The 20,989-nt window shown below is 37.8% G+C and carries 21 protein-coding genes and 3 pseudogenes; 12 read left to right on the forward strand and 12 right to left on the reverse strand.

The window, feature by feature from the left end; translation table 11 throughout:
* Positions 1 to 419: 419 nt before the first annotated feature.
* The 3 genes from ACQKMR_RS26255 to ACQKMR_RS26265 are packed head-to-tail and all read right to left on the reverse strand — an operon-like array spanning position 420 to position 1,480.
* Positions 420 to 701, reverse strand: a complete 282-nt coding sequence (locus tag ACQKMR_RS26255) for a hypothetical protein (protein ID WP_018393056.1) — start codon at positions 699 to 701, stop codon at positions 420 to 422.
* 10 nt (positions 702 to 711) lie between these two features.
* The gene (locus ACQKMR_RS26260; RefSeq protein ID WP_427699909.1) at positions 712 to 1,101 is read right to left on the reverse strand and encodes an SHOCT-like domain-containing protein; all 390 of its coding nucleotides are present in this window, start codon (positions 1,099 to 1,101) and stop codon (positions 712 to 714) included.
* 13 nt (positions 1,102 to 1,114) lie between these two features.
* The gene (locus ACQKMR_RS26265; RefSeq protein ID WP_018393054.1) at positions 1,115 to 1,480 is read right to left on the reverse strand and encodes a DUF2089 domain-containing protein; all 366 of its coding nucleotides are present in this window, start codon (positions 1,478 to 1,480) and stop codon (positions 1,115 to 1,117) included.
* A gap of 1,025 nt (positions 1,481 to 2,505) precedes the next feature.
* Between ACQKMR_RS26265 and ACQKMR_RS26270 the strand changes: the two genes are divergently transcribed.
* Positions 2,506 to 2,883 carry a hotdog domain-containing protein gene (locus ACQKMR_RS26270; protein ID WP_427699910.1) on the forward strand — a complete coding sequence of 126 codons (378 nt, stop codon included), beginning with the start codon at positions 2,506 to 2,508 and terminating at the stop codon, positions 2,881 to 2,883.
* A gap of 52 nt (positions 2,884 to 2,935) precedes the next feature.
* On the forward strand, positions 2,936 to 3,913 hold the full coding sequence (locus ACQKMR_RS26275) for an MBL fold metallo-hydrolase (protein WP_427699911.1): 978 nt from the start codon (positions 2,936 to 2,938) through the stop codon (positions 3,911 to 3,913).
* A 44-nt stretch (positions 3,914 to 3,957) separates the two neighbouring features.
* Here the strand turns inward: ACQKMR_RS26275 and ACQKMR_RS26280 are convergent.
* Positions 3,958 to 4,280, reverse strand: a pseudogene (locus tag ACQKMR_RS26280) (transposase); the annotation flags it as partial.
* A 290-nt stretch (positions 4,281 to 4,570) separates the two neighbouring features.
* Between ACQKMR_RS26280 and ACQKMR_RS26285 the strand changes: the two are divergent.
* Both ACQKMR_RS26285 and ACQKMR_RS26290 read left to right on the forward strand, forming a co-directional pair.
* On the forward strand, positions 4,571 to 4,864 hold the full coding sequence (locus ACQKMR_RS26285) for an antibiotic biosynthesis monooxygenase family protein (protein ID WP_089365080.1): 294 nt from the start codon (positions 4,571 to 4,573) through the stop codon (positions 4,862 to 4,864).
* Positions 4,865 to 5,479: 615 nt separating this feature from the next.
* Positions 5,480 to 5,692 (forward strand): hypothetical protein, encoded by a 213-nt coding sequence (locus ACQKMR_RS26290; protein WP_427699912.1) that lies wholly within the window; start codon positions 5,480 to 5,482, stop codon positions 5,690 to 5,692.
* Positions 5,693 to 5,914: 222 nt separating this feature from the next.
* On the opposite strand, the pseudogene ACQKMR_RS26295 reads toward ACQKMR_RS26290, so the two are convergent.
* Positions 5,915 to 5,995, reverse strand: a pseudogene (locus tag ACQKMR_RS26295) (YjcZ family sporulation protein); the annotation flags it as partial.
* Positions 5,996 to 6,962: 967 nt separating this feature from the next.
* Here ACQKMR_RS26295 and ACQKMR_RS26300 point away from each other — a divergent pair.
* Entirely contained in the window at positions 6,963 to 7,373 is a 411-nt protein-coding gene (locus ACQKMR_RS26300) for a hypothetical protein (RefSeq protein WP_427699913.1), read from the forward strand.
* A gap of 258 nt (positions 7,374 to 7,631) precedes the next feature.
* Here the strand turns inward: ACQKMR_RS26300 and ACQKMR_RS26305 are convergent, their stop codons facing one another.
* Complete coding sequence (locus tag ACQKMR_RS26305) at positions 7,632 to 9,302, reverse strand: ABC1 kinase family protein (RefSeq protein ID WP_427699914.1); 1,671 nt, start codon at positions 9,300 to 9,302, stop codon at positions 7,632 to 7,634.
* A gap of 15 nt (positions 9,303 to 9,317) precedes the next feature.
* Entirely contained in the window at positions 9,318 to 9,620 is a 303-nt protein-coding gene (locus ACQKMR_RS26310) for a phasin family protein (protein WP_056527847.1), read from the reverse strand.
* Between the two features lie 250 nt (positions 9,621 to 9,870).
* Between ACQKMR_RS26310 and ACQKMR_RS26315 the strand changes: the two genes are divergently transcribed.
* Positions 9,871 to 10,620 (forward strand): SDR family NAD(P)-dependent oxidoreductase, encoded by a 750-nt coding sequence (locus tag ACQKMR_RS26315; RefSeq protein WP_427699915.1) that lies wholly within the window; start codon positions 9,871 to 9,873, stop codon positions 10,618 to 10,620.
* A 2-nt stretch (positions 10,621 to 10,622) separates the two neighbouring features.
* Here ACQKMR_RS26315 and ACQKMR_RS26320 read toward each other — a convergent pair whose 3' ends face one another.
* The gene (locus tag ACQKMR_RS26320) at positions 10,623 to 10,853 is read right to left on the reverse strand and encodes a hypothetical protein (RefSeq protein WP_427699916.1); all 231 of its coding nucleotides are present in this window, start codon (positions 10,851 to 10,853) and stop codon (positions 10,623 to 10,625) included.
* 66 nt (positions 10,854 to 10,919) lie between these two features.
* The gene (locus ACQKMR_RS26325; protein WP_427699917.1) at positions 10,920 to 11,711 is read right to left on the reverse strand and encodes a TIGR00266 family protein; all 792 of its coding nucleotides are present in this window, start codon (positions 11,709 to 11,711) and stop codon (positions 10,920 to 10,922) included.
* 188 nt (positions 11,712 to 11,899) lie between these two features.
* On the opposite strand from ACQKMR_RS26325, the gene glpK reads away from it, so the two are divergent.
* Positions 11,900 to 13,390: a glycerol kinase GlpK gene (gene glpK, locus ACQKMR_RS26330; RefSeq protein WP_427699918.1), complete on the forward strand. Its 1,491-nt coding sequence runs from the start codon at positions 11,900 to 11,902 to the stop codon at positions 13,388 to 13,390.
* A gap of 74 nt (positions 13,391 to 13,464) precedes the next feature.
* Positions 13,465 to 13,932 carry a CBS domain-containing protein gene (locus tag ACQKMR_RS26335; protein ID WP_427699919.1) on the forward strand — a complete coding sequence of 156 codons (468 nt, stop codon included), beginning with the start codon at positions 13,465 to 13,467 and terminating at the stop codon, positions 13,930 to 13,932.
* Positions 13,933 to 14,088: 156 nt separating this feature from the next.
* Here the strand turns inward: ACQKMR_RS26335 and ACQKMR_RS26340 are convergent.
* Together ACQKMR_RS26340 and ACQKMR_RS26345 are read right to left on the reverse strand one after the other, a co-directional pair.
* Positions 14,089 to 15,447 (reverse strand): annotated as a pseudogene (locus ACQKMR_RS26340) (IS1182 family transposase).
* A gap of 520 nt (positions 15,448 to 15,967) precedes the next feature.
* Positions 15,968 to 16,369, reverse strand: coding sequence for a hypothetical protein (locus tag ACQKMR_RS26345; RefSeq protein WP_427699920.1), 402 nt, complete (start codon positions 16,367 to 16,369; stop codon positions 15,968 to 15,970).
* A gap of 485 nt (positions 16,370 to 16,854) precedes the next feature.
* On the opposite strand from ACQKMR_RS26345, the gene ACQKMR_RS26350 reads away from it, so the two are divergent.
* The 3 genes from ACQKMR_RS26350 to ACQKMR_RS26360 all read left to right on the forward strand — a co-directional run bounded on the left by ACQKMR_RS26350 (position 16,855) and on the right by ACQKMR_RS26360 (position 17,836).
* Positions 16,855 to 17,043: a hypothetical protein gene (locus ACQKMR_RS26350; RefSeq protein ID WP_427699921.1), complete on the forward strand. Its 189-nt coding sequence runs from the start codon at positions 16,855 to 16,857 to the stop codon at positions 17,041 to 17,043.
* Between the two features lie 263 nt (positions 17,044 to 17,306).
* Entirely contained in the window at positions 17,307 to 17,507 is a 201-nt protein-coding gene (locus ACQKMR_RS26355; RefSeq protein ID WP_427699922.1) for a hypothetical protein, read from the forward strand.
* Positions 17,508 to 17,605: 98 nt separating this feature from the next.
* On the forward strand, positions 17,606 to 17,836 hold the full coding sequence (locus tag ACQKMR_RS26360; protein ID WP_427699923.1) for a hypothetical protein: 231 nt from the start codon (positions 17,606 to 17,608) through the stop codon (positions 17,834 to 17,836).
* A 294-nt stretch (positions 17,837 to 18,130) separates the two neighbouring features.
* On the opposite strand, the gene ACQKMR_RS26365 is transcribed toward ACQKMR_RS26360, so the two are convergent.
* A complete protein-coding gene (locus ACQKMR_RS26365) occupies positions 18,131 to 20,224 on the reverse strand; it encodes a peptidoglycan D,D-transpeptidase FtsI family protein (protein ID WP_427699924.1) in 2,094 nt (697 codons plus the stop codon).
* A gap of 702 nt (positions 20,225 to 20,926) precedes the next feature.
* Here ACQKMR_RS26365 and ACQKMR_RS26370 point away from each other — a divergent pair.
* A partial coding sequence (locus ACQKMR_RS26370; protein WP_377374735.1) for a helix-turn-helix domain-containing protein occupies positions 20,927 to 20,989 on the forward strand: 63 nt, incomplete at its 3' end.

The raw sequence follows: 20,989 nt of genomic DNA on the forward strand, positions 1-20,989 counted from the left end.
GTCACAACCAGTTTCTTATACAGGGTATCTTACTTAAGATCCACCAAAAAAGGTTCAGCCTGGTTGTATTGTTATCATCCATTATTGTCAATGGGTTAATGGGTTAGACTCTATTTTGGGGTTAGGTTTTCGTGGTAGTTGGTGGCGAGGAGCGCCGCCATAGAAGTTTCTTATGCAACTATCGAGGCAGTTTAGTTGAAGAGTGCTGTTTGATCTTTATTCAACAATCGGGCCATGTTGCATAATAAAGGAGTACATTTTACAGGAGAAATTTAATGGATTAGACAGAATGGGTAAAGAAAAAATTTTTATGAGCAGGATAATAAAGTAATCAAAGCCTAATTTTTTCGGTATTGTAAGCGAGAAATTAGGCTTTTTCTTCAAAATGCCAGTCAGTGGTCGGTGTATTCTATAATAAATTATAGTCTAACCTTAACCTCGGTACCATCCTTAGCTTTGACATCTACTAGCACGATCCCCTTATAATTTTTCAGTTCCTTGACGATAGGCTTTAGCGTTTTTTTGTCTATTAGTGGAAAGGTAAAGTCCAGTTTTTTTCTTTCGAAGTGCTCTTTTGTCCATTTGTTTGCATTTTGCTGAAAAAATTTTGAAGACAAAATTGAAATAACAATGTTTAAAATAGCATATGGAATTGGGATGGTAAACCGAACGTCTTTTGCTTTCACTTTTACATGCATCATAAGCAAATCACTAATCAATGATGACCGAAACGGTATCCCCGTTTGCCGATTTAATATCAACAATTTGGCCATCTAATTCGTTTTCGATTGCTTCAATAATAAGGCTTATGTCTATATCTTTAACGTATTTTTCCGATTGAGGAATACTCGCTGCGATGCTCTGTCCAGCTATTAATACTGCCTTGACAAGTTTTATAGGCAAATTGACCGTGACGTTATCATTTTCGGCTGATACAACACGAATTTTTAATGTTTTATCTAAATATTTAGTCGGTTTTTCAAAAAGCTTATTACCTGTTTCTTCTTTCTCTTTTAATACTTGAATCAGTTCTGATCCCTTATCTGCATCAATCTTCCCTTCTTGAACCATTGTTAACACTCTTGTAATTTCCTCTTTCATGATAAATTCCTCCCTATTCCTCTTTTAAGAGCTTAATGGCTTCTTCTGGTGTGATTTCGCCATTTTCCAACATGGTGACAACTTTTTTCTCGTCTACTTCATTTTTCTTCTTCTGCACATATCCAAGGGATGAAATGATGTCTGTTAGCTTGCCTCGAACCGTTGGATACGAAATCCCCAGTTCCTTTTCAACTTCTTTGATATTCCCTCTGCATGTTAAAAATACTTCCACAAAATGAAGCTGATCCTTTGATAAGGATGCCAGCTTAGATAATTCAAACTCATTTTCAATCGTAGTGTGACAATGAGAGCACTGCAACTTTGTAATTTTCAATGTTTTACTGCAGACAGGACAATTTGTGATTACTTTATAAGCCATAATGAAATCCTTCCTTTTAGTTGATTCGATTATATTATATAACAAGGAATCAAAAATATAAATAATAAAATCAATTTTAGAATTCAAAAAAATCAATAATGTTAATTTATTTTTTAATATTATTAATTATCCGTTTTCATTATTCATTCAAGTATTATATTTACCATAATGGTTGAAATTGTAGACATCTCTCTTGGTGAAAATACCCAGTTACATAATGAGCACGATTACTTAGACTTTGAGATGCTGATTAATAATCCATGGATATTTGATATTAATATTCCAACTGATGATGATTCAGCAGTCGTTAGCATTGATGTATTATTTAATGATTTAGAACTTGAAAATTATTAAGCTTACGGGTTGATTAATCTCCGATTATGCAGTGATTTGAGGACTTAGTCTATATTTTAGTTATTCCAGAATAGGGCGCTATTGTTGAATAAACCTTAGATTTTTAAACGACTTTATTGTTATATTTTTAAGTACAGTGAAGTATCTTATATCGAAAATTAACAACTATATTTTAACCCCGTCCTAAATTTAGAACGGGGTTATGCTTGTTTTAGGTTTTAAAATTAAATAACTTTATTGTCTTTTTACATTGGAAACCGTTTGAGTAAGGTACATTGCTCTTCAACTAACGGGGTGCGTTAGCTGAAAATCAAAGCTGTCTTTAAAGGCAGCTTTATCTTTATGCAACTATCGGGGCAGTTTAGTTGAAGAGGAAAGAACATAATGTTAACTTAATCCCTTTGTTCTTCTGATAATATCAATATAAAAGGCAACATCGAGACTTAGAATTACTTGGGTACAGAAGCTGCAATAATGTACTATACAAAACAGCTTTTCTGATTTATAACAAAATTAAAGAACGTAAAATAATATAAACTATTGGAACTTTGCCATCCCTTTGTAACAGAATGTATCTTTAAGCAGCACTAGATAATTTAAAGATTTTAGAAGGTAGAGGAATCCTTAAGATGAATGTAGAAAAAAGATAATAATGACAAGGAGGATTAAATATGACTTTGAGTGTTGGAAGTAAGATTAATTTTAGGAGAACGTTCACAAAAGAAGATGTTGAAATATTCACGAAGGTTTCATGGGATGAAGGTACACACCACACTACTCCCGATGATAAAGGCAGGTTAGTTATCCAAGGTCTTTTAACTGCTACACTGCCTACTAAAATAGGGGGAGAAAATGATGTTTTAGCACACACAATGAACTTCAATTTCTTAAAGCCTGTATACACAGGAGATACGATTACCTGTGAGGCTATAATAGAAAAGTATACTCAAAAAGAAAATGGAAGAGTGTCAATACAAGCAAGCTTCACTTGTAATAATCAAGATGAGGTAGAGGTTATGAGAGGTATGTTTGCAGGAGTAATTTTATAAAAACCACATGTAAGCGTTGTTATTATAATACACTTCAAAGGGTGATTTAATAATGGATTCTAAAATTATCTTTATTGAAAGAAAATTTCCAAGTGCGAATATGGTACTAATAAAGGACAAGAAATCTATACTAATTGATTCTGGCTTCAAGTCAGACGTAACTGAAACAGAAAGATTTTTGATAGACAATCATGTTTCTCCAAAGGATCTCAATTTTATTATTAATACACATTATCATAGTGACCATGTAGGTGGGAATCATTACTTTCAAAATAATTACAACACTCATGTCGCTGCTCATTCACTTGATGCAGAGCTGATTAACAGAGCAAACGACGAAGCGTGTAGTGCTAAATGGTTAGATCAACCCGTTGACCCTTATCATGTAGATACTTATCTGAACGATGGTGATGTAATTGAAACAGGGACCAGAACGTTTGAGATCATTCATACACCAGGTCATACTCTAGGTCATATCTCTTTGTATTGTGTAGAAGAAAAAACGTTAATTTGTGGTGATCTCTTTCATGCAAATGATGTAGGTTGGTTTAATATTTTTAGAGAAGGTTCAGCTTCATTAAGTATCGCTTTACAGAGCTTAGAAAAGCTATCTGAAATGGATATAGATATTTCATATTCTGGTCATGGGAAGCTGATTTCTGATCCTAAGCTCTCTATTAATAATGCAATGGTAAGGATCAAGAAATGGTTAGATTCACCAGAAAAATATTCATGGCACGCATGTAAGAGGATTTTTTCTTTTACATTAATAATGAGAGATGGTTTAGACGAGGAAGAGATTGAGTCATACTTAATAAGATGTGGTTGGTTTAACGTTATGGCAATCCATAGTTTCAATACTTCACCTAAAGAATTTGTTTCCACATTAATAGACGAAATGTTACGCTCCAGGGCAGCCAGCTGGCAAGGTAATCGCTTAGTTGCAAATGCTGAATATAATTCTCCTATTATGAATGTTTATGAAGAGCACAGTAAACCAAAGAACTGGCGTAAAGTTAATGCGGATTAAAAAAGCCTCAGATAGGGCTTTACTAATCTACATATAATACTTGGATATAAATTCTTATGTTCCTCGATAAATTCGGTAAGATCTGTCTCGATTACTTTTTCGCGAATATGGCCATAGCCTTTTTTAAAATTTCAACTTCTTGCTTTAACCGAAGGTTTTCCTTATGTATGGCGGCTAATTCCTTCGGAGTCATGGACTCTTCCCCTAAACCGATAGGGGTAAATTCTTTAATCCATTTATATATCGTTACTTCTGATACACCATATTCGCCACTTAATTCTCTTACTGAATTACCCGAGTGATAAAGATCTACAATGGTCTTCTTGAATTCATTATTATATTTCTTCCCTGTATTCTTACGTTCCAATACGAACACATCCTCTCAAAAATCATTTTAAGGACTTAACTAAAATGTGTCCATGAAACTATACTAACTCCAAAGGTGCTTTATGGTAACTAACTTTGTATATGGTGTACTTGGTTGTAGTTTTAAAATAAAGTCGTAACTTTTTGAATAAAGTTTAATCGTTTATAAAAATGAAAAACCGAAATCAATACTTGATTTTGGTTTTTCTTAATGAACTAAAGGGGCAGGATGTTCAACAAAAAGTCACTTAAAAAGTAGTAATGTTATACTTTTGAAAAGGGGGAAATTAAATGATATTGGAAGCTGTTATGCTACAAGTTAAGGAAGGTATGGAAGCAGAATATGAAGAAGCATTTCGTGGGGCATCAGAAATTATTTCTTCAATGAAAGGGTACATCTCTCACGAATTACAGCGTTGTATGGAAGTTGAGGGGAAATATTTACTACTGGTGCAGTGGGAAACATTAGAAGACCATACAATTGGATTTAGACAATCCAACGAGTATCAAGAATGGAAAAAGAAATTACATAATTTTTATGACCCATTTCCAACAGTTGAACATTTTGAGAAGGTTAAACTTTAATAGTTGTTCTTGAACTAACAGGTGCGTTAGCTTAAGATCGGACCTGTCTTTAAGAAAGCCTTTTCTTTATGCAACTATCGGGGCAGGTTAGCAATCGAGAGATATTCGCGTCAAACTGAGGGAGTTTAAGAACAGGTATAATGTATTGTTGTAAATTAAAGAGAGAATCAGAGGTAATGGCAATCAATGTATCAATTCAAACACGAGGCACAAAGAACTCAAAAGATATTAAAGGTGTACATAGTTTTATTTATTATTGCTTCATTGATAAATATAATTTCATTCTTTGAGGATGGAAATGTTCTTCGTGGAATAATTTGTCTCTTGTTTTATTTAATTGCCTTTTACTATGGTCAACGCCAAAAAGTCTGGGCAGTAATTATAATTAAAATCATGGTTTGGATACACATTGTACTGCTGATTACAATTGTTCTTTTCGCAATAACACAATGGTAAGGTAGATTTTATATTGAACTAACGTGGCAGGTTTCTTCAATAAGCAGAAATGGATTTTGTTAATTTTGGAAAATTTATTTTTAAAAATGGAACTTATGATTGTTTCAAACGTATTAAATAATTGGGCAGTTTAGCAATCTTAATAGGGGTGTTCTGAAAATGACTATATTTAAAAATAAGCATTTTACAGGAGTTTTATGGATTTTAGTTATCGCTTTATTTGGAGTCGCTTATTTAACGATTGAATCTAGTTATTTCAATACTAAAGAAATAAATTTAGCTAGTACTCGCTGCTCTGAAATTGGTGGGGAAGTCATATTAGAAATACATAATAATCTCACAAGTGAATATTCTTTTGAGTGTAAAAAATAAAAGGCATTGTGTTTGAGGAATTAACGTTAATTGAGTTCCTCATTTCTTATTAAACTATCGGGTGCGTTAGCTGAAGATCAGAGCTGTCTTTAAGTTGCTTTTTCTTTATGCAACTATCGGGGCAGATTAGCTGAAGAAACCGACCAATAAAGGTCGGCTTTTTTCATACTATTTTTAGCAGCAGCCTCCGTAACCGCCCCCGTAACCATAGCCACCGCCGCCGTATCCACCAACAAAGCTAGCTCCAACAATGATTAAGAGTATAAACAAAACGACTATAAAGGCGAAACCTCCACCAAATCCAAAACCGTCGTCACACCTTGATTCACACCTTGATTCACAACCTGACATACAGACATCTCCTTATTTGTTTTTAAGGAGGAAATTAATTAAATGGGTTATATCACTTTATGCTCTAATCAGGAAAATGACACAAGTTTATTGGATAAAATGTTAGAGGTACCTCTTATTGAATGGGCCGCACGGCATATAAACTGTGAGGCACTTTTTCTTGAAAGACAAAACTTAGGTTTTTTTTTATGGAAGTGGTTTTATTGCAAATGTGCTTAGCTATTTCTAGTGCTATGGTGGTAACGTCAATAAAGGTAATTGGTATCCTAACTTTTTACGGGGTAATGATATACCTATTAGTTAGATGGGAAAACAAGAAGAATACCCTTTTATAGGGTCTTTTTTAGAGGGACTTTTCATTATGGGGTATAGGACAAGATAGAAGGACCATATATAGGACGTAAATAAAATACCCTTTTCCATACCTCCTATTACTCGCACCTTCATATGGCCAACCCTAGGGCCTGTACAACTGCACTACGCGTAACTGCATACGGCATACAGCAAGACTACTTATCATAGGAGGTATGGACAAGGGTTAGGATATGATATGGCCACATACTCCAATCCGTGCATCTATCACCACAAAGATATTGACCATCACATACCATAGCACTCAATCCACGTACAATGTAGGAGACGACTTTAAATATAAAAAGAAAAAATGAAAAATTCAATGAAATCAAGGGTTTAAATGTACGATAATATCTAAAATCATACTTTCAATAATGTCCTCAAAAACGCCCTTGTTCCACTAACATGGCAGGAGAGAAGTTGATCCGGCATTATCAAGGCTGTTACAGCGTGGATTTATTGCCGTTGCGGAGTTTATTTCTGGATCTAGTTAAATACCCAAGAACTCACACGAAGCCTAACATATTATTTATTATAGTGTTTATAAAATAGAGGAGGGATTATGTTGTACACAGAATTACAATACCAATGGAATCAACCTCAACAAATAGAAAATGATGAAAGAATTATTATTGGAGGATTCGGGCCTGGCATGGGAATGGGATTCGGCCCTGGTATGGGATTTGGCCCTGGTATGGGATTCGGCCCTGGTATGGGATTCGGCCCTGGTATGGGATTCGGCCCTGGTATGGGATTCGGCCCTGGTATGGGATTCGGGCCTGGCATGGGATTCGGGCCTGGCATGGGATTCGGGCCTGGCATGGGATTCGGGCCTGGCATGGGATTCGGGCCTGGCATGGGATTCGGGCCTGGCATGGGATTCGGGCCTGGCACGGGATTCGGGCCTGGCATGGGATTCGGGCCTGGCATGGGATTCGGGCCTGGCATGGGATTCGGCCCCGGCATGGGATTTTGAGGATTTGGTTTTCCCGGCATAGGTATGGGTATTGAGAAAGTCAGCTAACATTAAATTAACGAATAATATCTAGATGATGCTGTCCAAAAGAAAACTTTTGGGTAGCGTTTTAATATTACCGCTGGAATTGAGTGCTCGGAAACAATCTTACATTTTCGCCATAGTGCATATGCCGTTTCATATGATCCTCGCACACATAACCAATGAATCTGAAAAAGAGAAAATCCTTCTAATGGGATTTTCTCTTTTTTCGTGAGTCTACATTTTTCCTGATCTAAAAATGGTATAAAGCATCAGTAAGAACATCAGGGTTGCAACGACAAATCCGATTTCAATAACTGGTATTTTCCAAAGAAGAAGAGTTTCCCCTCCTATTGCTGAGCCGATAATGAGGCCGACCATGATTATGCTAAAGGCGAGCAGGATAATACTGAAAGACAGCCGGTTCGAGATTTGATCAAGTTTATGTAAAAATACCTGAAGCTCGGGGATATTGATATCTAATCGCAATTTTCCTTTTTTAATAATACCGGTTACTTCTCTAATATCCTTCGGAAGTTCGGCCATGGCTTCTGCAGTCTCGACAAATTGATTCCAAGTGTTCTTGGCGATGTTCTTTGGATTATAGCGTTCTTTTAACAACCTTTCTCCAAAAGGTTCAGCAGCCTTCATAATACTGAAATGAGGATCTAATTCCTCGATAATGGCTTCCATGGTAAGCAGAGCCTTACCTAGCATCGTGAATTCGGGAGGGATTTGGACATGGTGCTGATTAGCAACTGTAAACAGGTCATTGACCGCTCCGCCTAAGCTAATCTGACTCAATGGGATGTCATAATATTTAATTCGCAATTCATCAATATCATATCTTAAAGCAATCATATCGGTTTCGTCTGTAAGAAGGCCCATATCGGAGAGTGTCTTAATCAGTCCATTGGTACTTCCGCGTTTTAGATTGATGACAAGTGATGCGAACTGAAATTTCATCTCATCCTCCAAACGCCCTACCATACCGAAATCCATGAGTGCGACGATATTCCCCGGCAATATGACGATATTCCCGGGATGCGGATCGCCGTGATAAAAGCCATCAATTAAAATTTGTTGAAGCATGGAATTCGCTAATCTTTCCGCTATTTTTCGACGATCATAGCCTTCATCATCAAGCTGCTTATAATGATTGATCTTAATGCCTTGAATAAAGTCCATGGTTAAGACTCTTTTTGTTGAAAATTCCCAATGAATCCTTGGTATCTTAATCCCTTGATTATTCATGAATTGTTTGGCTACTCTTTCCCCGTTTCGCCCCTCGGAGTTATAATCGAGTTCTGCCCGCAGTGATTTAGCGAATTCATCAATCATTTTTCTGATTTGGTATCTTCTCCCCCAAGAAATGCGTGCTTCTATCAGTCTTGCTAAATCATCGAGAATTTCCAAATCCGTTTCCACTGTCGGCAGAATATCAGGCCGCTGAACTTTGATTGCTACCACTTCCTGTGATGGAAGCCGTGCAACATGAACCTGCCCAATCGAAGCGGTTGCAAGAGGGAGTTCATGAAATTCGAGAAAAAGGTTCTCTAAAGAATCACCCAATTCATCTTCAACAATCTTTCTTACCTTATCAAATGGAAAAGGTGTGACTTGGTCCTGCAATTTTTCAAGTTCACGGACAATTTCTTCCGGAACGAAATCACGCCTTGTACTTGCAATCTGACCAAGCTTTATGAATGTAGGACCCAAGCTTTGTAAAATCGTATGCAGCCGCTCCCCAATTGAACGAAGGTTCAGGTTTTCATCGGGTTGAAGTTTCGAAGCGGATTTGCTTTCAGATAATCCCAAACGGTATATGAAATAACCAAAGCCATTTTTCAAAAAGGCATTAATGATCTCCTGGTAACGTTGTGCGTGTTTCAGTCGCTTGCCAAACATTCAAGTTCCTCCAGATCACGGTTGTATGTTTTGGTTTTTTTGCTCTAAAATTACTATCCGACGTTCTAATTCCCGAACTTCTTCTTTGGTTGCCAGATTCAGACCATTTAGTGCTTGATTGACCTTAGCTTTGACGGACTCATCCAGTTGTTTTTGGGCTTGCTCACCTTTTTCAACCCATTGTTTAATAAGATCTTTAGAGTCTTCTTTACTGATATCCCCTTTTTTTACAAGAGAGTCAACTGCTTTTTCAATTTGTTCCTTTGTAGCAGCGGCAGCACCTAAGCCTAAGGAAAACACATTTTTTAATAAGTCCATTTTTACATTCCTCCAATATAAGATTTTTTACACTGTAAGAAAGATAATAGTGGGTGCTCTTCACCCTAGTTAATCCATGATGTTTCTATTATCATACATCATTAAGAACTACTACTAAAATATAATGGTTTTTATTAATTGTTAATTGTTGATTTTTGATAATAAAGTAAAAGATTCGACAAATATTTTAGCAATGTGTTTGAAGAGAAGCTATTTGAAATTATGATAGGAGAAAAGTGAGGGGAAAACAATGAGTTTTACCAAAAAAACAGTGATTATAACAGGTGCTTCTAATGGAATAGGGAAAGGCGTCGCAAAAGGCTACGCAGAAAATGGTGCTTCGGTCGTTCTGGCAGATTTGGACGAGCAGGAGGGTGTACGGTTTGTGGAGGAACTCAAAAAGGAAGGGCATGAAGCGTTATTCGTAAAAACGGATGTTCGGAAGGAGGCTGACATCCTTCATTTGATGGACGTTACTCGAAAAACATATAAGACCATTGATATATTAATTAATAATGCAGGGAAAGTTTTATTCAAACCCCTATATGATCTGACGATTGAGGAATGGGACGATATGATGAATACGAATTTGCGAAGTGTTTTTCTTTGTTCCCGTGCGGCAGCAACATACATGCGAGATAATGAAATGGGAGGGGCAATCATCAATTTGGCATCAACAAGAGCAATTATGTCAGAGTCGGATTCGGAATCCTATGCCGCAACAAAAGGTGGAATTGTCGCTCTGACTCATGCACTCGCTGCTTCGTTCAGCAAAGAGAATATTACGGTTAATTCAATTTCACCGGGGTGGATTGAAACGGGGGATTATGAAGCACTTAGGGATAAGGATCATGAACAGCATTTTTCCAATCGTGTTGGCAAACCTGAAGATATTGCGAGGGCCTGTCTCTATTTGACGGCATCAGAAAATGATTTCGTTACCGGTGTTAACCTTATCGTAGATGGCGGGATGACAAGAAAAATGATATATGAAGAATAACTTTATTTCCTTCGATAGAGATATTGCAGTTCAGTTCCGAGCTCCCGATTGAGAAGCTTTTCCATTTCTTCAAGCTCTTTAGTGCCAACAGGGGCATCGGCAGCTGTCCATTGAATGGTATAAATAAAATAGTAATCTCTTATTTTTCGGAAAATAACAGGAGAGTTCGGAAATTGATCAAAAATTGCTTTGATATTATAGTGTCTCATGTAGTTCCACTTAACAAGCTGCATCTAGCTATCCATCCTTTTTCAAAGACCGACCTATGACTGTCAGAGTGGCAGCCATAGGTCTAGTTCTTATTTATCGTTGAATAAATTGAATAAACCTTTCGCCATACTGCCTTCGTCAGAAGATCCGCCATTTTGCGGCATAGCAGCAAATACACGGCTGGCAAGGCGGCTGAACGGCAATGATTGTACCCAGACGGTCCCTGGTCCTTTTAGTGTGGCGAAAAATAAACCTTCGCCTCCAAATAAAGCCGTTTTTACGCCTTTTACGAACTCGATATTATAATCCACACCGCTAGTCATAGCCACTAAACAGCCTGTATCAACACGTAATACCTCACCTGCAGCCAATTCCTTTTTATGAATCGTGCCACCAGCATGAACGAAGGTCATTCCGTCGCCTTCAAGTTTTTGCATGATGAAACCTTCACCGCCAAAAAAGCCGGTTCCTATTTTTCTCTGAAACTCAATTCCGACAGAAACACCTTTGGCTGCTGCTAAGAAAGCATCCTTTTGACAAATGATTTTTCCGCCGAGCTCACTCAAATCCATGGGAATGATTTTACCTGGATAGGGTGAAGCAAAGGAAACGCGTTTTTTATCATGCGCTTCGTTTGTAAAGGCGGTCATGAAAAGACTTTCTCCGGTAAGAAGTCTTTTACCAGCACCAAACAGCTTCCCCATCATTCCGCTATCACTGCTTGATGATCCATCACCAAAGATAGTTTCCATCTTGATTTGGTCTTCCATCATCATCAAACTTCCTGCTTCGGCGATTACCGTTTCTTGAGGATCTAATTCCACTTCTACAAACTGCATATCATCACCATGTAATTTGTAATCAATTTCATGATTGTTCATTTACTATTCCTCCATTCTTAACTATTTTTATTGTAAAAGATATTCTATAAATCTGCCAATATTTTTCAGTCTATAGCTGGGACTTTTCTATATCTTTTATTTTCAGGAATATATCGAGTAGAATGAAAATATTAAAACAGCATGACACTGAAGATGAAATAGATCTTTTTGTGTAGGAGGAGACAACGATGGAGACATATATATTATCATTGGACCAAGGAACAACAAGCTCTCGGGCCATTTTATTTAATAAAAAAGGTGAAGTTTTGCATATTACCCAAAAGGAATTCACCCAATATTTCCCGAATCCTGGGTGGGTAGAGCATAATGCCAATGAAATCTGGGGTTCTATTTTATCAGTCATCGCTTCTTGTCTATCGGAAATGAATGTAAAGCCGGAACAGATTGCAGGAATCGGTATAACGAATCAACGGGAAACGACGGTGGTTTGGGATAAGGAAACAGGGCAGCCTGTTTATAATGCAATCGTCTGGCAATCCCGACAGACCAGCGAAATCTGCGAGCAATTGAAGAAGGATGGTCACAGTGATTTATTTTTACAGAAAACGGGTTTGTTGATTGATGCTTATTTTTCCGGGACAAAGGTGAAATGGATTCTCGATCATGTAGACGGTGCTCGGGAAAAGGCGGAAGCCGGGGACTTATTGTTTGGAACGATTGATACGTGGCTGATATGGAAACTTTCAGGTGGCAAAGCCCATGTAACCGATTATTCGAATGCTTCGAGAACGTTGATGTATAACATTCATGATTTGAAGTGGGACGAAGAGCTTCTCGAAATTTTACAGGTGCCTCCTTCGATGCTGCCGGAAGTTCGGCCTTCTTCAGAGGTCTATGCGAAAACTGTCACACATCATTTCTTTGGACATGAAATTCCGATTGCTGGAGCAGCAGGAGATCAGCAAGCAGCATTGTTCGGGCAAGAATGCTTTGAAAAAGGAATGGCTAAGAATACATACGGCACCGGGTGCTTTATGCTAATGAATACAGGAGAACAGGCAGTGAAATCTGAACATGGTCTGTTGACTACGATTGCATGGGGCCTGAACGGGAAAGTCGAGTATGCATTAGAAGGCAGTATTTTTGTCGCAGGTTCGGCAATACAGTGGCTGAGGGACGGGTTAGAGATCTTGCAAGAATCAAAAGATAGTGAAATGTATGCAAAGCGAGTTACTTCAGCAGATGGGGTCTATGTAGTCCCTGCGTTTGTTGGACTTGGTACTCCTTATTGGGATAGTGATGTTCGGGGAGCGGTTTTCGGGTTAACAAGGGGCACATCGAAGGAGCATTTCGTCCGGGCAACATTGGAAGCATTAGCCTACCAGACAAAAGATGTCCTTAGCGCCATGGAGGTCGATTCAGGGATTAACTTAAAGGCATTGAGGGTCGATGGTGGTGTTGTCAAAAACGACTTCTTGATGGAATTTCAAAGCGGACTCTTAAATGTACCTGTCGAAAGACCGGTCATTAGTGAGACAACAGCGTTAGGGGCAGCATATTTAGCTGGACTCGCGGTCGGTTATTGGAGCAGTCAAGAGGAGATTTCTAAGCAATGGGTCGTCGATAAAACATTTGAGCCTGACATGGAAGAAACGGTACGAAAGGATTTATATAATGGTTGGAAAAAGGCAGTTCAGGCCGCAAGGGTTTTTAAATAGAATAAATAAGGGTATTAATATTAATAGATAGAAATACGATATAGAACGTCAAATTTATAAAAAGGGGTGGTTTTGTGATAGTTCAAGATTTCATGATCAGAGAAGTATATGTGGCCCGTCCGGATTTTACCTTAAAGGAAATTTTGCGAATTTTAATAGAAAATAAAGTTGGCGGGGTCCCGGTTGTTGATGAACAGGATAAGCTTTTAGGGATGGTTACGGATGGGGATATCTTACGTTATTTGGCACCTTCAGAGGATGCGATAATGGGATATTTTACGTATATTACGATTATTCCTGGTGAAGAACTGGATGAAAAGGTTACATCTAAGATGAATGACAAAGTCTCGCAGATCATCAAAAATAAGAAAATCACAAAGCTATCCCCAAAAGATCCGTTAGATGAATTAATAAAAGTCCTTTCAAAGCATCATTTCAAGAAAATACCCGTTGTAGACGAAAAAAATAAGGTTGTCGGCATTATCAGCAGAGGAGATGCGCTGCGGGCTCTTTATAAAGAATTTGTTCAAAATTTAGAATAATAGATTGAGGCATAAAGTAGAGGCCTGCTCTAAATGGAGCAGGCTTCTCAGTTTGTAGACAAAAGGGGTTCGGAATGTTTTAATTCCGGACCCTTTTGAAATTCCCTTTGAATTTTGCTCAATATTAAGGAATTGGGTCTCTACGAGCCCACTATGTTAGGCCATTTTTGGACCTTGCCATGTCCAATTGGCCATCTTCTTTAAATTCATGGCAGCGAAAGTAAGCATCGCCTGCATCGACAATTTTTTAAGTCCCCTTAAAGTAGTCCAACGCATACCACGCTTTTCTTTTGCATCTGCGAATACACGTTCAATCGTTTCCTTGCGTTTCGCATAGATAGGTTTTACATCTTGATGATGACGCAGGTGATCTGCTACTTCCATATTTTCTTGCCAGATATGGCGCGTCACCACTTTTTGATGGTCTTTGCTTTCTGTACACTGTGATGAAAATGAACATGTCTTACAAATGTGTTTGGGAGATTTGTACTCGCGATATCCCTCTTTATTTGTTGTTGAGTACTTTAAAATCTCGCCCGATGGGCAAAGGTAACAGTCAAAATGTTCATCGTAAACATACTCATGTTTGCGGAAGAATCCTTCTTTTGTTCGAGGCCGTGTATAGGGTAAGGCCGGTGTGATTTCTTTGTCAAAGAGGTAGCTTGTTATGGCTGGTGTTTTATAAGCTGCATCTGCGGCAACGGCTTCAGGCTTTCCAACTTTCTCAATCACTTGTTCAACCAGTGGCTCTAACATATGGCTATCATGCGTATTTCCAGGTGTTACAATCGCCCCTAGCACAAAACCGCTGCGGTCTACAGCCGTGTGAAATGAATAGGCAAACTGTTTTGTCCGTTCATCTTTCACATAGTAACCACTCTCAGGGTCTGTTGTACTTTCTTTAATCTCTTTGGTTTCTTCCTTATCAAATTTATCTGGTGGAAAAGGTTTCTTTCAATGGTTCTCACGATCTTGATTTATTTCTTCTTGAAGGCGTTCTTAATACGCTCGTGTTTCCTTGCGAACGACTTTCTTTGCGAACTTTCGCTTATTTGCACTAGCTTTCACATGAGTGGAATCAACGAATACATGCTCTGCACTTATTAACTTTCTTTCGGAAGCTGTCATTAAGATGCGATAGAAAATGTGTTCAAACAGGTCAGTATCTTTAAAGCGTCGCTCATAATTTTTCCCGAACGTTGAGAAGTGAGGCACTTTATCGTGGAAACCTTAACCTAAGAACCAACGGTAAGCCATATTTGTTTCAACTTCTTCAATTGTTTTACGCATGGAGCGAATACCGAAGGTATATTGAATGAATGCAAGTTTAACCAAAATAACTGGATCAATACTTGGGCGCCCTATCTCTGAATACATATCTTTCACCAAGTCATAAATGAAAGTGAAGTCAATGGCCGCCTCAATTTTACGAATGAAATGGTTCGCTGGCACCAGTTGATCCAAAGTAATCATTTCAAGTTGATCTCGCTGAATAGAATTATGTTTCGAAAGCATCGTCATCACCTCAAGTTTTAATACTCCTATTTTAAACCAAAAAAGATTGTAGGCAAAAGCGGTTATATCTAATTGTTAAAACAGAGTTGATTGGAACGGAAGGTGCGAGACTCCTGCGGGAAAAGCGCGTCCAAGGGAGACCCCCAGGCGCAAAGGCGCCGAGGAGGCTCCCGGACCGCCCGCGGAAAGCGAGTGCCTGGAGTGGAAATCAACGTTCAAATTGTACAAGCCATAAAAAAACTGTAGACAAAGTCGACAGCTGTTTTTTATAAAAAGTTTAGCAACAATATATTGTGTCCTTCTTTCAAATTTACAACTAAATATGCTAATTAAAAGATAAAAAAAACCCTTTTTCTCCAACAACTCTTTGGGAATAGAGGTTTAACGTATAAGCAAAAAGGAGGGGAAGAATGAAAAAAAATACTAAACTAGCTGCCTTCTATCAATTTTATAATTTAGAAAAAGCACTAACCTTTTAGGTCAGTACTTTTTTGCGTTTGTGATGGCTATTCATTTAATGTTATCTATACCAGTATCCTGAATAAACAGTACCATTTTTTATTTCTGAATAAGACGAATCATAATAATAAGTTACCTTTATTCTAGTTTTAGCATTTTTTTTCAATACATTTGTAAATGTTCTACTTGAAGGGCTGAACCAATCTATGTAACCAGTCCGAGTTCCAATTGTTTGATAGCTTCCATTTACATTTCTTTGCAAATCCATTTTCCAATAAGTCTTACCATAAGTCTGAAATCCAGATCCGTATATTTCTCCAATAACATTGTCACCTGAATCTTTCCCACATACTTTAAAAGTTCTATTAAGTTCTGAACCTGAAGAAGTATCATTACAACCTGATGCTGCTGATGCGCTTGATGTAAATGTAAATAGTCCAGTAATCCCTATTACTGAGATCAACTTGACAATATACATTTTTTTGATGAATTATTTCATTTTTTAACACCCCTTGAATAATTTTCCAATACCAGAACCATAGTATCATAAGTTAGAAAATATTACATGTAATTTAATAAAAAATAGTTCGTTTGCACTAGAAAAGATGTTACATGAGTGGCCTCGACCTTATATAATTCTTATCGAAATATATAAACGTATATTAGTAATCTGATTTCTGTACTATAAAATTCTTTTATTAATTTTAAGAAGGTGATCACAATAAAGTTTGCTTACTATTCATCTAAATCGGACATTCAGAAGTTTTATCAGCTTAGACGAGGCAGTAGCCATCATAGTAAACTTGAATCCACCCCTAAGAGAAAAGAAGAATTAAGTTTTAAAGATTGGGAAGATATAATGGGCAAGAATCGTGATAAAGTAATGCGGTATATAGCGATTGTAAGCAATTTAGAAAGCTTCAAATTGCAATTAACAAAGGCGGCGTGATGGCAACAACTATAAATGCAAATCAGGAATTCACTAAAGCAAATCCTGCCATAAATGAATTAAATAAGCTCACAAAAACATTAATCGCTCTTGAAAAATCTATTAAATTTGAAACTTTTAATGTATCAGTTATAACCAAAGATGATGAGAAGGATAATGACGGACCAGAAGTCAGTGATTTATACTGATACATCAAAAATATGTAGATGCATATATTGAGGCGTGGCGAAAGGGTCAGGTTATATTTAATCAAGAGCGAATTGATTTAATAAGACAATTAGAAACCGAAGTTCTTGTTCGTGACAATATATATTTCGATGAAAAGCAAATTGAGCAATGTATAAACTATATTGAGAAATGGTACTTCAAATTAGAGGTCTTTCAAAAGTTTATTATTGCTTTTTTGTTTCTTAAATATAAAAAGCGCGACAAATTATTTTATAAGGACATTGTGATTGTCATAGCACGTGGTAATGGCAAGAACGGGTTGATTTCTGGATTGGCCGATTATTTTATTAGTCCTGGACATGGAATCGAAGGATATAACGTTGATGTTGTCGCCAATAGTGAAGATCAAGCACAAACATCAGTAAAAGAAGTTTATAACATGAAGGAAAAGAATAAGAACTTCATGAAAAACTTTCTTTCTTAGACTAAGACAAGGATTGCTGGAAAATCTACTCTAGCTGAGTTTATGTTTCGTAGTTACGATAATCAAGTTGTTACAAAAATATGGAAATAGGTTAAAAAATGCAAAGTACTAACATTAAGAAAATTATTAAAACATCACTGGCATCTTTGCTTATCACTTCATTTACTTTACCAAGTATATCAATGGCATCAGAGGAAGGGTCCAATGTAATTCCTTCTGAAACAATGATTTCAAACCCTTGGGATGACTCTTCAAATGTACAATATATAACTGAAGAACCTATACTACTAGATTCTGAGGATTTAGTTTATGGAGAAGACGCAAGTTAAAACAAAGTTGATTGGAACGGAAGGTGCGAGACTCCTGCGGGAAAAGCGCGTCCAAGGGAGACCCCACAGGCGCAAAGGCGCCGAGGAGGCTCCCGGACCGCCCGCGGAAAGCGAGTGCCTGGAGTGGAAATCAACGTTCGAATTTTTAAAACCCTTAAAAAAACTGTAGACAAACTCGATTTTCATCGAGTTTGTCTACAGTCTGAGAGGCCTGCTCGTAATGGAGCAGGCCTCTTTGTGTGCTGTATCTCTAATTAATAAATAAGGAAAATATCGCGGAGTATTCTCAATTTCCTAGTCTTTATCAGATTCACCTTGTAATCTTTTTTCTTTTAACTTAAAATAGGCGTCCATTACGTCTCGGCCGATTCGTTTGTTAATATCGTCAGAAGGTTTGCCTTGATACACCCATGGCACGACGACAGAGAAAGCCACTTCTGGGTTATTGTGAGGTGCATAACCTGCAAGTGTTAGATTGATAGTCGGGACTGGTTCACTATATTGATTTCTTCGCGGTCCATCATAAAAGGCTTCGGCTGTCCCCGTTTTCGCTGCCGCACGGTAGGATTTTCCGCCGAAATATTTATACGCTGTTCCGCCCGGTTCCTGTGCAACCTGTCTAAATCCTTCCTGGACACGTTGAATCCAAATGTCTTTACCACCTAAATCGTTTAACACTTTTGGGCCCATTGATTTAAAAACGCTACCTAATTCTTTGTGTTCGTTGGATGGATTTCTGATTTCTTTGACCATATGAGGCTCTAGCCTTTTTCCACCGTTTGCAATCGTCGATGCGTACTGTGCCAATTGCATAGGAGTGTATGTATCATACTGTCCAATCGATAAATCCAGCAGCAATCCGTCTGTTGACATATCGACTCCTTTAAATCCGACTGATTCATTTGGCAGGTCGATGCCTGTACGGACACCCAATCCGAATTGGGCAAAATGATTCCGCATGATGGCATAGGCTTCCCGGTTGATTCCTAGAGGTCGATTTGGAACATAATGCCCTCCGCCAATTTTGATTGCCGTCATGAACATAAAGACATTCGACGATTTTTTTAACGCGGTGACATCCGTTACATACCCTAATGTGCTATAAGAGGATTTCTCAATGTTCCCTCCTAAATAAAGTGTTTGGTCGTAAACCGCTGACCCCGGTGAGATGGCTCCTGTTTGAAAACCTGTGTAGACTGTAGCCCCTTTAACCGATGAGCCCATCGTATAGGAGGTTGTAATGTTTCCAAGAGCAAAATCGTTCATTTCAGTTAAACCGGTTTTACTGTTGCGTGCATATTGTTTACCGGCCATCGTTAATACTTCACCCGTATTTGGGTCCATTAAAACGACGAAAGCGCGATCTAAAAGATAGGTATTTCCTCTAGCTTTCGTTCGGCGTAATTCTCTTTCAATGATGTCTTCTACTGTTTGTTGCAGTTCCATATCAATTGTAAGTACTAAGTCTTTTCCGCTTTGCCCTTCAGTGAGGGTACTCGTTTTGATGACTTCCCCTTTGCTCAGTACATTTTCAACCCGCGTCTTTTGGCCGCGCAGGACATCTTCATATTGTTTTTCGATATAACTTTTTCCGACTCGATCATTCCTGGTATAGTCGCGTGCTAGATAATAGTCAATATTTTCACTGGGAATTCCTTCTTCTGAAGAAGAGACTTTGCCCAGAACCGAGCGCAGGGTCTCATCATACTTATAGGTCCTTTCCCAATCCGTCGTTACGTCAACGCCTGGCATTTCATCCAAATGCTCACTAACCCTGGCGTATTCTTTTGTAGTGACATCTTTATTCTTCACGATGGATGGAGTGAGGGCATAGCCACTATTGAATTCCCTGAATATGGCTATCACTTCCAATTCATCCTTCGTGAATTCCTTGATATTCTCATCGGTTACCCGTTCCATTTGAAGTTTGTATAAATCTTTTTGCTCAAGTTTCTTTTCGACTACTTTCTTCCTCTCGGCCTTGGTAATCAAGGCTTCGGCTTCTTTCGGATGTTTTAAAATCCAAAAATCCTTTTTATCCGGCAGGGTTACCTTTTTCGTATCTTTTTCTATCATGGTAGCAAGGACCTTTGCCGTCTTCACCATATCTGCTGTTTTTGTATTCGGGTATTTCGTATAAGTGATGGCATTACGTGGCTCATTATCAACGACTGGATTCAAGTTGCGGTCATACATCTTGCCACGAGGAACGGGGGTATTAGCCACATCATTTTCCGTTCGATCGACCTTACGGAGATAATCATCACCATACACAATTTGGACAATTCCGAGTCTTATTATCAAGGTTGAAAATAAAATGAATATTAAAAAGAACATAAAGTTCAGTCGGAAAGGAATTTGGGTTTTTTTCTTTTTTTCTTTAGCCATTTTCATCATTCCTTTCTAGTAAAAGTAAAATATAAGAAAATTCCTATCTCTAATGATATATAAAATTAACTATTTTTTCTACGCTTATCCGTAAAATTATCTATATTACCAAAAAAATGTTAAAGATATTAAAAATCCCTTGTATTCTAACAATTGGAAGTATTTGAATATATTAAATCATCTATCAATAATGGGTATAAAGAGCAGATTTAATGAAAAAAGAGGATGAATATAAAAAGGAATGAAAAGGAATTTGACTGTCGGGCGAACAGCCTAAAATGCGGTGAAGAGAAAGATAGAAAAAACGTATGCTCTCTATAAAAAGTATGGTTGTTCATGTAATCCGGAAGTTCGAATGAAAAGGGAGGCGGAGAAAAAAAGATTAGAAGAGGAGAAAATATATACTGTCTCTGGAACCGGTTAGTTCGTCAGGGTATTTGGAACGGGTAGATTGCCGCTGTTAATAGACTATAAAGAACTAGGATATTAACCGCGTTTTCAGTGCTTACCACCATCGAGATGTTCTTTCTTTGGAATCGAGCGAATTCATAGAATATGGAGAATCATTTTATCATTTCCCGTTAGAAGACTCCCTCTTCAAGCGTGTGAAGGGCGAGATGAATGGCGGTTGGCATAAGCCAAAGTGATCTTTTGACAAACGTACGTTCCATGGTTAATAATAACTATAAGGGGGTGAAACCAATGGTCGTAAACAAAGCTTATAAATTTCGAATCTATCCAACTAAAGAACAACTAGTTCTAATC

This window comes from Peribacillus sp. NPDC096540 (assembly GCF_050278525.1).
Classification (GTDB): Bacteria; Bacillota; Bacilli; order Bacillales; family DSM-1321; genus Peribacillus.